Annotated in this window: 13 protein-coding genes and 1 pseudogene; 10 read left to right on the top strand and 4 right to left on the bottom strand. The window is 40.3% G+C overall.

The features are described 5' to 3' along the window. The first annotated feature begins 54 nt into the window (after window positions 1-54). From BCU34_RS21725 to BCU34_RS21705, 5 genes are all read left to right on the top strand, one after another. The gene (locus BCU34_RS21725; RefSeq protein ID WP_146163866.1) at window positions 55-912 is read left to right on the top strand and encodes a hypothetical protein; all 858 of its coding nucleotides are present in this window, start codon (window positions 55-57) and stop codon (window positions 910-912) included. Window positions 913-1,216: 304 nt separating this feature from the next. Beyond that, complete coding sequence (locus BCU34_RS21720) at window positions 1,217-1,939, top strand: glycosyltransferase (protein ID WP_413286282.1); 723 nt, start codon at window positions 1,217-1,219, stop codon at window positions 1,937-1,939. Further along, entirely contained in the window at window positions 1,936-4,056 is a 2,121-nt protein-coding gene (locus BCU34_RS21715) for a bi-domain-containing oxidoreductase (RefSeq protein WP_102479598.1), read from the top strand. The genes BCU34_RS21720 and BCU34_RS21715 overlap by 4 nt, the downstream gene beginning before the upstream one ends. A 45-nt stretch (window positions 4,057-4,101) precedes the next feature. Next, window positions 4,102-5,730, top strand: coding sequence for a heparinase II/III domain-containing protein (locus BCU34_RS21710; RefSeq protein ID WP_102479596.1), 1,629 nt, complete (start codon window positions 4,102-4,104; stop codon window positions 5,728-5,730). A gap of 2 nt (window positions 5,731-5,732) precedes the next feature. Then, complete coding sequence (locus BCU34_RS21705) at window positions 5,733-6,962, top strand: glycosyltransferase family 4 protein (RefSeq protein ID WP_102479595.1); 1,230 nt, start codon at window positions 5,733-5,735, stop codon at window positions 6,960-6,962. A 430-nt stretch (window positions 6,963-7,392) separates the two neighbouring features. Here BCU34_RS21705 and BCU34_RS21700 read toward each other — a convergent pair whose 3' ends face one another. Continuing rightward, window positions 7,393-8,754, bottom strand: a complete 1,362-nt coding sequence (locus BCU34_RS21700) for an ATP-binding protein (protein WP_102479594.1) — start codon at window positions 8,752-8,754, stop codon at window positions 7,393-7,395. Between the two features lie 419 nt (window positions 8,755-9,173). Beyond that, entirely contained in the window at window positions 9,174-9,380 is a 207-nt protein-coding gene (locus BCU34_RS21695) for a hypothetical protein (RefSeq protein WP_241905483.1), read from the bottom strand. Window positions 9,381-9,843: 463 nt separating this feature from the next. Here BCU34_RS21695 and BCU34_RS21690 point away from each other — a divergent pair, with 463 nt between their 5' ends. From BCU34_RS21690 to BCU34_RS21680, 3 genes are all read left to right on the top strand, one after another. Further along, window positions 9,844-10,356 (top strand): mobile mystery protein A, encoded by a 513-nt coding sequence (locus tag BCU34_RS21690; protein ID WP_102479593.1) that lies wholly within the window; start codon window positions 9,844-9,846, stop codon window positions 10,354-10,356. Further along, on the top strand, window positions 10,353-10,958 hold the full coding sequence (locus tag BCU34_RS21685) for a mobile mystery protein B (RefSeq protein WP_198592787.1): 606 nt from the start codon (window positions 10,353-10,355) through the stop codon (window positions 10,956-10,958). Before BCU34_RS21690 ends, BCU34_RS21685 begins: the two co-directional genes overlap by 4 nt. Before the next feature lie 381 nt (window positions 10,959-11,339). Beyond that, the gene (locus BCU34_RS21680) at window positions 11,340-12,317 is read left to right on the top strand and encodes an IS481 family transposase (RefSeq protein ID WP_102479592.1); all 978 of its coding nucleotides are present in this window, start codon (window positions 11,340-11,342) and stop codon (window positions 12,315-12,317) included. Between the two features lie 15 nt (window positions 12,318-12,332). Here BCU34_RS21680 and BCU34_RS21675 read toward each other — a convergent pair whose 3' ends face one another. Together BCU34_RS21675 and abiEi are read right to left on the bottom strand one after the other, a co-directional pair. Next, complete coding sequence (locus BCU34_RS21675; protein WP_102479591.1) at window positions 12,333-13,223, bottom strand: nucleotidyl transferase AbiEii/AbiGii toxin family protein; 891 nt, start codon at window positions 13,221-13,223, stop codon at window positions 12,333-12,335. Window positions 13,224-13,237: 14 nt separating this feature from the next. Beyond that, on the bottom strand, window positions 13,238-13,762 hold the full coding sequence (abiEi, locus tag BCU34_RS21670) for a type IV toxin-antitoxin system AbiEi family antitoxin (protein WP_102479590.1): 525 nt from the start codon (window positions 13,760-13,762) through the stop codon (window positions 13,238-13,240). A 244-nt stretch (window positions 13,763-14,006) separates the two neighbouring features. On the opposite strand from abiEi, the pseudogene BCU34_RS21665 reads away from it, so the two are divergent. Both BCU34_RS21665 and BCU34_RS21660 read left to right on the top strand, forming a co-directional pair. After that, window positions 14,007-14,201: pseudogene (locus tag BCU34_RS21665) on the top strand (DUF4160 domain-containing protein); the annotation flags it as partial. A gap of 6 nt (window positions 14,202-14,207) precedes the next feature. Beyond that, window positions 14,208-14,450 carry a DUF2442 domain-containing protein gene (locus BCU34_RS21660; RefSeq protein WP_198592785.1) on the top strand — a complete coding sequence of 81 codons (243 nt, stop codon included), beginning with the start codon at window positions 14,208-14,210 and terminating at the stop codon, window positions 14,448-14,450. Window positions 14,451-14,505 lie beyond the last annotated feature (55 nt).

Below are 14,505 nucleotides of genomic sequence, written 5' to 3'. Positions count from 1 at the left end.
TCGTCCGAAATCTATTCGTTCTGGGAGTACAGAGAGTATGCAAGAATACCAATCATGATAGTTTCTTTTTATTACATTAGTAATAATGTCAATTGTACAGTAAAGTCAACATCTTTTCTTCTTTCAATGTTGGTATTATTAGATTTTATGATCTTTTATTTATGGCCTTCTGGTGCACTTTCAAAGCAACTGATGTTATTAGTTGCGATGCCAGGTATGAATGATTATTTAGATTCTTATTGGCGTCATATTGGTATTGGAGGTAACCCTAATGTTTCATCTTTAATTTATGCCATTAATATACTAATTGCTATAAACATATTGAAGTATAATCAATACTATGGAGTCAACCATACTTTTAAATGGTTTTTGATCTTGTCAGTTTCTATATCTATCTTTTTGTGTTTGATGACATTTTCTAGGACCGGGATAATATCTTGTCTTTTAGCAATATACCTAACAATTAATAATAAAATAAAATGGTCTTCATTATTGTTGGCCGTTTTAATCTTATCTTATTTATCTTTCCCTGAATTATGGCAACCAATATTAGAACGCTTTACGTCCTTTTCTTCACTGGAAGCTCGGACTCAACACTGGAGCCTTCTGACTCAAAACTTCTCGATATTTCGACTTATGTTTGGCTCACCATTTGAAGTTGATGTTATAGATAATGATTACTTGTATCTTTTATTTAGGTTTGGTCTTGTTTTTTTGTTGATTACTGTTGGGTTGTTGTTTTACATATGGGGCCGTATTGGTTGCGAAGTTAGGCGAGAGTTGTATTTTAGCTTGATTTTATTTGTTTTAATTTCAGCTATCCCCGGGGGACCGTTAACATCACCGAAAATTTATACATTTATTGTATTGTTCGGCTCACTTATCGCTTATAAAAAGTTGAATAAATTATGAAAAAAAAAGTAACGTTAATTGGTTCTCTACCTAATCCGATAGGCGGGATTTCTAGTTACTGTAAAAGGTTACTTACTAGTGATCTTTCTTTTCACTATGCAGTAATGGTCGATTTATATTCTGGCTTAGATAAATATAATATTCCTATTAAAGTTTTTAGACCAAAATTCTATAATAAAATATATAAAGCAATCTGGATTTTTTTATTATTAGTTTTAAAACAACAAATGTATTACATTTTAATTTTTCAGGAGTAAAAGGTTCATTAATTGCTTTGATTTGTTTGAAAAGAAGAAAATCATGGGTGTTAACGTTACATAATGGAAGCCTTAAATTACCCAGTGGTATTATAGGGTTTTTATGCTCGTATGCATTAGGTCGGTTTGATAAAATTCTCGTGATATCACAAAAACAGTATGATTTTATGCAACGTATGGGACTTTCTCACAAATGTATTTTTGTCGATAGCTACATACCATTAAAAAATGAATTAAATCTTTCAATAAAAAATAAAACGCGTGTTACTAGATTTATCGAAAATTATGACAAATGCTTGTTAGGTAGTGGTTATGGAAAAAAAATATACTGCTTTGACTATTTGGTTGACTTCTCTCGTGATAATCCATCTGTTGGGTTGATTATCGTACTGTATGGCGAATTTGAAAAGGATGTCATTAATTTTTTAAAAGAAAGTGCATTGCAGTTAGATAATTTAATTTTATTAGACTCTCTTGAAGAGAGTGAATTTAATAGCTTGTTGCAGCATATTGATATTTACGTAAGGCCAAATAGTGTTGATAGCTTTGGTATAGCATGTGCTGATGCCATTATGTTTGGCAAGTTAGTTGTCGCGTCAGATGTTTGTAAGAGATTTGAAGGTGTTAACACATTCAAAACCAATGATTATGATGACTTTGTTCGAGTTTTGAATAGTGCACTTTTATCAACACATAGCAAATTAACAGAGCTTGATCCTGAACTATTAATACAAGAGAAAATTTCAGTTTATAATAAGGCATACAAATGAAGCAGGTTTTACAGAATATAAGTAATGGTGAGACAAATTTAGTTGATGTTCCTTGCCCTCAAGTTCGGACCGGAAGTCTTTTGATTTCAACTTCTAAGACATTAGTTTCTGCTGGAACCGAGAGGATGTTAATCGACTTTGGAAAAGCCAATTTTATTGATAAGGCTCGTCAGCAGCCCGATAAAGTTAAAATGGTACTCGGCAAGATCAAAACAGATGGCTTGATGCCTACTGTTGATGCTGTGCGTTCCAAGCTTGATCAGCCTCTTCCTCTTGGTTACTGCAATGTAGGTACTATTCTCGATAGCGGTGGTACTAGTTTTGATGTAGGTACTCGTGTAGTTTCTAACGGCAATCATGCTGAAGTGGTTCGTGTGCCTAAAAACCTATGCGCAAAGGTTCCAGATAATGTTGACGATGAATCCGCAGCGTTTACGGTTTTAGGTGCTATTGGCCTCCAAGGTGTCCGCCTTATTAATCCTACACTGGGTGAGTGTGTGGTTGTCACTGGACTTGGCCTTATCGGTCTTATTACAGTTCAGTTACTTCGTGCTAATGGGTGTCGTGTTTTAGGTATTGATTTTGATTCATCTAAATGTGAATTAGCCCGCCAACTAGGTGCAGAGACAGTGGATTTGTCTAAAGGCGAAGATGCCATTAAAGCGGCTGAAGCATTTTCTCGAGGCCGTGGTGTTGATGGCGTTATCATTACAGCTTCAACAAAAAGTAGCGAGCCATTAAGCCAAGCAGCAGCAATGTGCCGTCAACGTGGGCGTATTGTCCTTGTGGGTGTTATCGGACAAGAGATTTCTCGTGCAGATTTCTTTGCTAAAGAACTTACATTCCAAGTGTCTTGTTCTTATGGTCCAGGTCGTTATGACACTGAATATGAAGACAAAGGGAACGATTATCCTGTTGGTTTCGTTCGCTGGACAGAGCAGAGAAATTTCGAAGCTGTCTTGGATATGATGGCTTCTGGTGCGCTGGATGTTAAACCGCTTATTACCCACCGCTATGCGATTGATGACGCGCTAGAAGCATACAAGTGCCTAGATGACAAATCATCGTTAGGTATTGTTCTCGATTATCCAAATAACGACACTGCAGTGTTAACTGCTCGCTCTGTCACTTTAAATTCTGAAATTGCTTCATCGCCATCTTCCGCGTCTTGCGCATTCATCGGTGCAGGGAATTATGCGTCACGTGTTTTGATGCCCGCTTTTAAAAATGCAGGTGCAAGCTTAAATACTGTTGTAACTAGTGCTGGTATGAGCGCTGTGCACCACGGTAAAAAGCAAGGCTTTGTTAAAGCGTCAACTGACTATGCAGGTGTACTAGCTGATAAAGCTATTGATACAGTAGTTATTGCAACGCAACACAACCTGCACGCTCAACAAACTATTGATGCTATTAACGCTGAAAAGCACTTGTTTGTCGAGAAGCCTTTAGCGCTTGTAGAGTCCGAAATCGACCTTATTGAAAACGCCTTTAATGAAAGCCAAACTAAACCTAAAGTCATGGTTGGCTATAATCGACGTTTCGCGCCACATGTTGTCAAAATGAAAGCGCTCTTGTCTTCTGTTAAAGGCCCTAAAACGTTCATCATGACAATGAACGCTGGTGATATCCCTTCTGATCATTGGACCCAAGATCCTACAGTAGGTGGTGGGCGAATTATCGGTGAAGCATGTCATTATATTGACCTAATGCGTCATTTAGCTGGGTGTAAAATTACAGGCTTTAATGCTATGTGCATGGGTGATGCGCCTGGCGTTGCTATTCGTGAAGACAAAGCTAGTATCACACTGTCATTTGAAGATGGTTCAATCGGTACTATTCATTATTTTGCTAATGGTGGTAAAGACTTTCCGAAAGAGCGTATTGAAGTGTTCGCCAATGACGCAGTCCTACAACTTGATAACTTCAGAAAACTGGTTGGTTTTGGTTGGAAAGGGTTTAGTAAAATGAAATTGTCGAGCCAAGACAAAGGGCAAAATGATTGTTCTAAGGCGTTTGTTGATAGTATCAAACAAGGCTCTGCATCACCGATTAGCTTTGATGAAATCATTGAAGTCGCTAGGGTTTCATGCCAAGTAGCAGAGCAACTTAGAAAGTAAATCACCAGTAAAGGGTAATAAGGGGCTAAGGCCCCTTTTTTAGATATGAATAAAATTTTAAAGCTTTACCACACCCTCAAGTACTTAAAGCCTATTCAATTCAGTAACCGAATATCAAGACGATTCACTAAGGTTAAATTTACAAAACCAGAAGTAACCTTAAACGACGTATCAACAACAAGTTGGCAAACATTTGCGGTATTAAATTCATGCTATGAAGACAATGGTCAGTTTAAGTTTTTGAATGTCGTAGATACGGTTAGCGACTGGAATGACGCAACAAAAGCTAAACTTTGGCTTTATAATTTGCATTACTTCGATGATTTAAATCAGTCTGGATGGCAAGACAGAAGTGAAATTCATAATAGTTTGGTTAATACCTGGATAGAACAAAATCCGAAGATGATGGGGAATGGATGGGAGCCTTATACTATTTCACTCAGAACGGTAAACTGGATCAAATGGTTCTTGTCTGGTAACGAACCCAAACAAGAGTGGTTGGCTAGTTTATCACTGCAGGTTCAAGCTTTAGAGCAGCAATTAGAATATCACTTATTGGGTAATCACTTATTTGCAAACGCTAAAGCGTTGATGTTTGCCGGTTGTTTTTTTAAGGGTGAGTTAGCAGATGTATGGTTAAAGCGTGGTCTGGCTATTTTAAACGAAGAAATCCCAGAGCAAATTCTTGCTGATGGCGGTAATTTTGAACTAACGCCTATGTATCACAACACCATCCTAGCCGATATGCTTGATTTGTATCAGCTAAGTCTTATCTACCCTACTAAGATTCCGAAAGCTACCAGTCAATACTGGCATGAACTCATTGGAAAAATGTTGTCATGGGCTGAAGAAATGCAGCACCCCGATGGTGACGTCTCTTTTTTTAATGACTCTGCTATAGGTATTGCGCCTAAGTTGGCTAGTTTGCAACGCTATGCCGAAGTACTCAATGTTAAGATTCCCGACACTAGTAAAAATCAAGTTACCGCACTAAAAGAAAGTGGTTATGTGGTGATTAAAGACCAAGTTAATAAGCTAATCATTGATGTCGCAAAAGTAGGGCCTGATTACATTCCCGGTCACGCTCATGCCGATACCCTTTCATTTGAATTGAGCATTGATGGACAGCGAGTATTCGTAAACAGTGGCACATCTGTTTATGGCTTAGGCGAAGAAAGACTAAGGCAACGCAAAACCGAAACTCACAATACGGTGGTGGTTGATGGCATGGATTCATCTGAAGTCTGGAGTGGATTTCGCGTAGCAAGACGTGCATATCCTAGCAAGCCAGTCATCATAGAGAATGAAGGTCGCATTGGTGTTGAATGTTCTCATGATGGTTACATGCGTTTGCCTGGAAAGGTGACGCACACTAGAAAGTGGGAGCTAACGGAAGGTGACTTACTTATTATTGATAACCTAACGGGTACGTATAACCACGCAGAAGCCCATTATCACCTCCATCCTGATGTTAGAGTTGAAGGAGTAAATAACTCTAGTCAAGTTAGACTCCACTTGCCGAACGGCACTAAATACACGATTAACGCTGAGGGTGCTGACATTAAGGTACTTGAGACGACATGGCATCCTGAATTTGGCTTATCGATAGCCAATAAAAAGCTGGTACTAAATTTTAAACAGAATGAAGTGAACTTTGTTCTAAAGCGAGCGTAGCAATGCATATTCTTTTTCTTACTGATAACTTTCCGCCAGAAGGCAATGCGCCAGCAACCAGAACTTATGAACATGCTATCCGTTGGGTGAAAGCGGGGCATAAAGTGACGGTGATTACGTGCGCACCAAACTTTCCTGAAGGTAAGGTATTTGATGGGTTTAAAAACAGCTGGTATCAAACTCATGATCTCGATGGCATAAATGTCGTTCGTGTAAAAACGTTCATCACTGCGAATGAAGGTTTTGTAAAACGTATTCTGGATTACATGTCATTCATGGTAACGGGCTTCATCGCAGGGCTGTTTCAGAAAAAACCGGATGCGATCGTAGCGACTTCACCTCAGTTCTTCTGTGCTTGCGCCGGTTGGGCGTTGTCAGCCGTTCGTAGAAAACCGTTTGTGTTTGAGTTACGCGATATATGGCCAGCGTCTATTACAGCGGTTGGTGCTATGAAGGACAGCTTAGTTATTCGTATGTTAGAAAAAATAGAAATGTTTCTTTATAAGCGAGCGGACGCAATTGTGTCAGTGACTCATGCATTCAAAAAGGAGCTCATCGAGCGTGGAGTTGATGGAAGCAAGATTGAAGTCGTTCTTAATGGTGTCGACTTATCTAAATATGAACCACAGGACAAAGATACTGAGCTTGCAAAACAGTATGGGTTAGAAGGTAAGTTTGTCGCAGGTTACATTGGTACTCACGGCATGGCTCATGGGCTCGAGCATATAGTATCTGTGGCGGAGAGATTGCAACATTATGATAATATTCGCATTGTTTTTGCTGGAGGCGGAGCAGCTAGACAAAAAGTCGTTGACCTAGTGAGAGAAAAGAACCTTTCCAACGTGGTGCTTATTGAGCGACAGCCTAAAGAAATGATGCCTAAAGTATGGTCTCTTTGCGACGTTTCACTGGTCCCTTTGGTGAATAGCGACTTGTTTAGGACTGTGATTCCTTCAAAAATATTTGAATGTATGGGTATGGGTATACCTACAGTTATGAGCGTGCCAGAGGGTGAGGCTACTGCGATTATACGTGAAACCAACTCGGGCTTAGTTGTAGAAAGTGAAAATGTCGAACAAATCACTGATGCTGTGCTGAAGTTATATTCGGATAAAGACCTTTATCAGAATATACGTCAATGCAGTATTGAAGCAGCTCCAAGGTTTAGCCGAGATATCATGGCTGGGGATATGGCTTCTATCTTTAAAAAGCAGGCTGATAAACCACAATAGTTAACACTATTGGGGCGATCCTTTTTTTGATCCTTTCTTCTTATTGTAAAAGAGTCGGTTAGTCAACAGGCTGTCTTAGCGTGAGAAAGCTGTGATCCTTTTACTGACACAAAAGCTATCCAAAGCCTCTTATTTTCAGTGTTGAAACGCCACTTATTTTTTTCTTTGAATTATCTTTATCGAAATGGTTTGGGTTGGTCTACTGGTTTGGCTTAGCTACCAGTAGAGACTGGACTTTGTCCCAATCGTCTCACCTATTGGGGCGTGATCCTTGTGATCCTTTTTTCTCACGCTAATACATGACGTTAGACAAGAACTGTCTCAGCGCAGAGACGGTTTTGAGACAGTTTTCATCCTTGTCAACGAGCCCCAATGGTCCGTTCCCGTTGACCTATCGGGGCTCGCTGCCTTTTTTCAGCTTCACGTTATTTCAACAAAACGTGAGCTTCCCATCCATCACATCCTCTAAGTTCTCTAAGGATAACCCTTTGTAATGGATCTCATAGTTGTGCAGCTTCATCTTTTTGATAAGCTCTTGAGATTTTTCAATCAGTGTATTTGGATTGTATTTACGCGGGTTTCTCTTCACCTCAGCGATCAGAACTTTCTTTTCAAGCTCATTGATCGCGACGATATCAATTTCATTTTTTCCCTTGGGATCCCAATAACCACCAATTTGGTTAAATTGCCCCGATTCCGCTAAAACGGCTTTGAATAACCCTTCTAACTCCCACCCGGAATAGGTCTTGAAATCCCTTGCTAAGTGCGCATGCACATACCCATAATTGTCCATTTCTAACGCGCTGTGATTGCGATGTACAAAGTGAAACCAGAACTTCAAGAACGGATCTTCTATCGAGAAGCGTGAATCTCGTGAGGTAGGTTTAGACGAAATTGGCTTTTGCTTGGCGATAACATCATAGTCTTTTTCGAGCTTTTCTAACGCGATGGACACATCCATGTTCATAACGCTTTGAATTTGTGATCGGCTTGTGTAACCACGGGAAATAGCGCTCAATATATCGAAATAAACGGGGTGCTCTGAACCAAAATCTTCCACCAAACGATGCAGCCCTTCTTTTAAAAAAGGCGAAGACGGCGCAATGACCTGCTCAAAAATGCGATTGGATGTTGATTGACTTCCCATCCTTGAGAGCCACTCCAAGTATTTAGGGATCCCCCCACTGAGACACCACCATTGCAGCATCGCTTCAGCATTAAAGCTTTGGGTATCAAGCATGATTGAACGGATGTAAGAGGGCTTAAGTGGTTTTATTTTGAAAAAATAATCATCACGGTTCATCAGAGGCTCATCCGCACCTTTGAAAATTCGGTTCATTAGACTATACATTGAGCCACAACAAATCAGATGCATCATCGCCTGAGTTTTATAGGTATCCCAAAGATTTTGGATATCAGAAAAAAGGCTGGGGTTAACTCTTTGTATGTCTTGAAACTCATCAATAATGAGAGTCAGTGGGGTGGACGTAGAATAGTCGAGTAAGAATTCGATGATCTCTTTAAGAGAGCTTGGGCGGAAAAACTTAGCACCAAGCTGATTAGCGATGAGATCGGTAAACTCTTCGACTAATGCGGGCTCTGTTTTTCGACTCACAAAGAGGTATAAGGTCTTGTTATCATCCGAGTGATTGTAGGCTTCATGCAAGAGCCGAGTTTTCCCTACTCGACGTTTACCGACCACAACGCTGAGTTGTCCTTTCGTCTTAGGTAAATTGAGAGAAATATTTTGTAGTAACTCTCGCTCTTCCTCTCGGTTGTAAAATGTTTGCATCAATAGTCCTTAGGTTACCTTCTATGCATAAAGGGATACTTTAATTTTACATAGTATAGGCGTGATTAAGATAAATTCAATTAAGCTGTATTATAGCAGCTTAATTTTTTGCAACTTAAGTTTAATTCTTGAAAGTGTCTATTTGTCAGTTGCTTCTTTATTTTTTAAAGTTTGCTCATTGGTGGTCATGATGGCTCAAGCTTGCTTAACTCAGATCTCTCTTCAAGAAACGGCGTACTATCACTGCATTTCACGGTGTGTACGCCTTTTTTATGTGGCGAAGATGCTTATTCGGGTCACAGCTTTGAGCATCGCCGAGTATGGATTGTTGAAAGGATGCGGCTTCTGTACACCATTGGATTTCAAAATAGGCAGTTTCTCTAGTTGGTGCTATATACAGAGCTGGTACCGCTTTGTCGTTAGAGTGGGATGGCGACAAAGTGACCAGCGGCGGCCGTGCCATCAGAGTAGATAGCTCTAATATCACTAGTAAACTGAACTTGGAGAAATGGATTAGGGTCTATGGCTGTGCAAGCACGCTCACCATTGTCGTTGTATACCCTATTTAATGCACGGTAAAAATGACGGCCAGGTTCGATTATCAGCAGTGGCGGCGTCTTACTCATAGTCTTGCTCTTTTGAATCAAAGGTTAAGTCACGCAATGTGCTTTGAGCACTTAAACAAACCTGCTAGGTGTAACCAATACTGGTCACTAAGTTAAACAAATTGCTATACCTGCACTAATGGATGGCAAGAGGCAGACTGTCCCCATAGTCTTGCGTTAGCTACGCATCTCAACTAACTTCAAACGTAAAAAGATCGCTACTAAGTGGTATTTTGTATCTTAAATCGACTACGCTAGATGATGTTTTGTATCTGTTTTGCGATACGCTTTATTTCATGGTGTATCTGTAATTGTATACGTATGATTTATTATGCATCTGATTTAAAATGCATAGTAAATGGTTGGGTATTCATAACTAGATACAAGTATCTCGTATGTGTAAGCGAATTAAAATACAATAAATTGTTAAATGTATCTTAACTTAACTACACTTAAGGCGTCATCAATAGAAAGCGAGGCGACTATGTACTCTTTTCAAAGCAACTCGAACAAGCAACAACCCGTTAAGAAAACGGTTTTAAGACAGTACAGAGAACTGGTTGATGCAGTTAAGGAAACACGACTCCCCTCAATACCTAAAGAGGGCTGGATTAGAACAGTAAGAAAGGCTCTTGATATGTCAGGCGCCCAGCTAGCAGATAGAGCCGGCATGACAAGAAATAGAATTTCAGTTCTTGAAAGGCGCGAGGCTGGTGGCGATATCACTCTAAATCAGTTACAGCAACTAGCTGAAGCGCTAGACTGTGACTTCTCATATACTTTAAAACCGAAAAAGTCTGTCTCTGACACAATACAAGAGCGTGCGCTTGAGATTGCGAAAATAGAAGTGAGGAAAGCATCTAAAAATATGTTTCTAGAGGCGCAATCAATTAACAAAGAGAAAGAAAACATATTAATAAGTGAACTAGCCGAAGAAATTATGCGTGCTGGTGGACGTAAGCTATGGGGTAAAAATAAGGAAGAGAAAGTATTTTGATCATCAGCAATGAGCCAGAAGGTGCTACATCTCTTGATCCAGATGATATGGAAGGGTTGAAACACCCACACGTAACAACAAGAGAGCAACTAAACGAACTTGAACAGTCCAATATACTAGCAGGCCAACAGTGGGTTACTGGTATCTCTGGCCTAACGCTGGATTCTATTTTCTCAGCTGAATTCGTTCTTGCCCTCCATAAAAACCTATTTGGCGATGTCTGGACCTGGGCTGGAACCACTAGAAACAAAGAGTTAAGCATTGGTTACGATCCTTTCCAAATCAGGCCCAAGCTCCACAACTTTCTAGAAGACGCCAAGTGCTGGGTAGAATTTAATCACTTCTCAAGCCTAGAGCTCAGTGTTCGTATACAACACAAGCTTGTTGAGATTCACCCTTTCCCAAATGGGAACGGTAGGCACTCGCGTATATTTACCGACGTAGTTCGTATCGTTCTACTAAAAGAGCCACCGCTTAACTGGGCGGAGGGCAACTTAGAGAAAGTGAGCGAAGAGCGCAAAGCTTATATCTCTTGCCTTAAGGAAGCGGACAAAGGTGATTTTTCTTCGTTCGTTAAGTACCTAGAGAACCTTGGTAACTAACTTAAACAACTAACGAGCCGTGTTGATTTTCCTACCTGGATGCTAGAGTCACCAGTCAACTCGGCTTTAGTGAGCAAAAATGGTTAGCTATGGCGTCGCGTATTGGGGGGCGAGATCACTGCGCTGTGGGGACGTTATCTGAATTAGTGTAATATGCCCATAATATAGGGCGTTGCTGGGTTTCTGACCAAAAGAGCATTAGCCTTTAAGCGTTAACATAGTGATCACAGCAACGGTGCTAAATCTTGAAATTAACAGTGCCATCTATAATATTTAAGACTTTACGGGGTATGCTCATTGCTAAATGAGACAGCAACCTAAGATAAAGATAAAGATAAAGTGTGTGATTCATAGACATCCTTTCAACTATACTGGGTGTCTATGGATAGAGAAATTCAACAAAGATTACAGTGGGTAAAAATGTATGAGGAATGTGGTGATGCAGGCCTCGTATGTCGACGCTGTGGTATTTCTAGACCAACATTACGCAAGTGGGCTAAGCGATATAAGCAGTGTGGAGTCGCTGGTCTGAAAAGCCAGAGCAGACGCCCTCATTCATCTCCAGGTAACAAGGTCACTGATGAACTAAGAGCATTGATCCTTACGATGCGTGAGAAACGCAATTTAGGGGCGCGGCGTTTACAAACGGAATTAATCCGACTTCACCAAATACATCTAAGCACCGCGACACTCCATAAAGTTTTATCCGAAGCATCAGTCAACCCCATCGTAACTTACCGACGCAAAAAAGATTTCCAAAGATATGAGCGCCCAATTCCTGGTGATAGAGTCCAGATGGACACCTCTAAAATAGCGCCTGGAATTTATCAGTATACAGCTATTGATGACTGCTCTCGCTATCGGGTTCTAAGGTGTTACTCTCGGCGCACAGCAGCAAATACAGTCGACTTTATTGATTGTGTAGTTGAAGAGATGCCATTTCCTATCCAGCGTATTCAGACGGACAGAGGGCGTGAGTTCTTTGCTGAGAAAGTCCAGAAACAACTCATGATTTATGGAATCAAGTTTCGCCCAAATAAGCCTGGCTCACCTCACTTGAATGGCAAAGTGGAACGCTCACAGAAAACAGATAAAAGTGAGTTCTATCCGACTATAGATGTCTCTGTGGGGCTGGAAGAACTGGATCGGCTACTAGCTGAATGGCAACACTACTACAACTGGGAACGGCCCCACAGCTCGTTAAATGGGCTAACCCCGATAGACAGGATTACTGAGATATCTGATCAAACCCCTTTGTCTGAAGAGGTATCTCAGCACTACCAAATCAAGAAAGAGCGGTTTCAAGAGCAGAATTACAAGCTCGATCTTCAGCTAAGAAAATTGAAACCATCTCTATGAATCACACAGATAAAGCTAAAGGCTCATATCAAATTTATTTGTGGGTGAGCTTGGTTGTGAAATTCTCTTACCCATGCTACTCATTGTTTCTCTCACATAGTCCCAATACTCAGGTACATCAAGCGTTTTTGCTTGCAATGTTTTAGGTACAAATCGACTCATCTCGCTGTTGAAGTCTGCTTTAACTGCATCATTTTCAGTTAGGTTTTTCATTTGCCTGCCCAGCGCAATCAAAAAGTCATCACGCTCTTTGTCGCGGGCCTCTAGTTTGTTGTTGATTAACTGGTTATTGACCTCAATACCTCTTTGATTTAGCCACACAATATCCCACACATCACGGGGCTTAATTCGCCTTGCCCTGTATGCTAAAGCAATGAATTTATCAGCTAAAATCTCGTCCATAGTTTGGCAACGGATCAGCATACCTTCTGTTGGTGTGTCGATTCCGTAGTGATTTATAGGCACTCGATTTGTCAAATCGAAAGAGGGTAAAGCACAAACATCAATGTGCATTTTCTGTCTGGGTAGATCAGCACGGTTTGGTTCTTTCTCGATGCTGATTTTCCACGATGATGTATTCCCTTGCTTGTCTGGGCTAGGTTTATTGACGTATACAGGTATTTCATATTTCTTTTGCAAAAAGCTCTGTATTTCATCCTCAAGCCCATCAAACATCGATGGCTTAAAATCATGACCACCATTAAAGTCTAAGTCTTCAGATAACCGAGAGCTGTTGTAGCAAAGGCGTAGTGAGGTACCGCCAATGAAGGTGAGTCTTTGTAGTGCCCCGTGTTCTGTCATGACATGCAAAATATCATGATGAAGTATCTCTTTTTCGATCACTTCAACAACAGGTGCTAACTCAGGGTTACGCTTTAGAATTTCGTCTATTTTTTGTTTTAGCATAGTAGAGAGCCCAGTTAGTGATTTATCATTTGTAGGTTTCGTTTACAGCTTTTTAAATCGGCTAATGCTCGATGAGGCATAGCTCGATACATTTTCACCTCTTCGTCGAAGAATAGGTCATTTTCAAGCTGTGATACTTTGTGCTTAGTATGTGTAAACTCAACCACTCCGTAGCGAGTTTTAAATGTCCCACTTCGCCCCCGAGTCATTAGAGTCAGGCGATCCATAATGATTTGAGATATCTCTCCAGTACGTGATAATTCACTCTCTAAACTTATATAGCTTAGGTAGCCAGGCCTTAATTTACGGGCGACTTCATATATTGCAGTTCGGGGATTTGGAGGGGTGATTGTGCTTTCAAAAAGACCATTAGCGATTCGATTAATGGTGCCCTTTTTAACACAGTCGTGCAGAAATTTGTTAAAACGGGGTGTTTGTTCGACATTGAGAAGGTAGGCAAGTTCAGCCTTGCTGAATACGCCTTTGCCAAATTTACTTGATTCAGCCATAGCTGAAATTAGTTTTTCTGCCTTAGTCACAGGTCTACACTAAGTTACTTAATAAGTAACTTAGTGTAGACCATTTTGTGAGTAAAAGAAACGATGGTATCCATCAGATGGCGAAAATACGGGACACCCATGTATTTACTTAATTCTTAAATACTAACTACGCTTAAATTATCAGTCACGATTACAATAAGGGTATGCTATGCCAACTATTTCAATGTTCTATGGCATCATAGTTCGAATGTATTACTTTGATAACCAGTAGCATAGCGCACCACATATACATGTTCACTACCAAGGGGATTCTGTTATTGTTGAAATACCGAGTGGGCGTATTCTTGAGGGCAGTATTCCTTCGAACAAGCAAAAGCTTGTTGACGCGTGGGGTAAAATCCACAAAGATGAATTAATGGCCGATTGGGAGTTAGCTATCAATGGTGAATCGGTGTTTAAAATCGATCCTTTGAAATAGAAGGCAATGATGAACCCTAGTGTAGTTTCAGTGCAACCAACGGATGATTACAAGCTTATTGTCAGCTTTGACAATAGTAATACTAAACTCTTTGATGTTTCACCTTATCTAGATAAAGGCATCTTTCAAGAACTAAAAGATGTGAGTTACTTCAAACGGGTTTCGGTCGCATTTGGCTCGGTCGAATGGCCGAACGAGCAAGATTTTAGTTACGATACACTCTATTTGTTGGGAAAAAGCTTAACTTAAGTTCTTCAATATAATCAGAAGGCTGATAGATGACTCAAGCACGTTCAACTCAAGT

This window comes from Vibrio sp. 10N.286.45.E10, from assembly GCF_002874195.2.
In the GTDB taxonomy this organism is placed as follows: Bacteria; Pseudomonadota; Gammaproteobacteria; order Enterobacterales; family Vibrionaceae; genus Vibrio; species Vibrio crassostreae.
This window is presented reverse-complemented; position numbering and strand designations above follow the sequence as displayed.

Bases quoted from the DNA above. Each gene is read 5' to 3' on its own strand.
- BCU34_RS21715 (WP_102479598.1), top strand. From the start codon at position 1,936: ATGAAGCAGGTTTTACAGAATATAAGTAATGGTGAGACAAATTTAGTT.
- BCU34_RS21725 (WP_146163866.1), top strand. From the start codon at position 55: ATGATAGTTTCTTTTTATTACATTAGTAATAATGTCAATTGTACAGTA.
- BCU34_RS21700 (WP_102479594.1), bottom strand. From the start codon at position 8,754: ATGCAAACATTTTACAACCGAGAGGAAGAGCGAGAGTTACTACAAAAT.
- BCU34_RS21695 (WP_241905483.1), bottom strand. From the start codon at position 9,380: ATGAGTAAGACGCCGCCACTGCTGATAATCGAACCTGGCCGTCATTTT.
- BCU34_RS21705 (WP_102479595.1), top strand. From the start codon at position 5,733: ATGCATATTCTTTTTCTTACTGATAACTTTCCGCCAGAAGGCAATGCG.
- BCU34_RS21710 (WP_102479596.1), top strand. From the start codon at position 4,102: ATGAATAAAATTTTAAAGCTTTACCACACCCTCAAGTACTTAAAGCCT.
- BCU34_RS21675 (WP_102479591.1), bottom strand. From the start codon at position 13,223: ATGCTAAAACAAAAAATAGACGAAATTCTAAAGCGTAACCCTGAGTTA.
- BCU34_RS21660 (WP_198592785.1), top strand. From the start codon at position 14,208: ATGATGAACCCTAGTGTAGTTTCAGTGCAACCAACGGATGATTACAAG.
- BCU34_RS21690 (WP_102479593.1), top strand. From the start codon at position 9,844: ATGTACTCTTTTCAAAGCAACTCGAACAAGCAACAACCCGTTAAGAAA.
- BCU34_RS21680 (WP_102479592.1), top strand. From the start codon at position 11,340: ATGGATAGAGAAATTCAACAAAGATTACAGTGGGTAAAAATGTATGAG.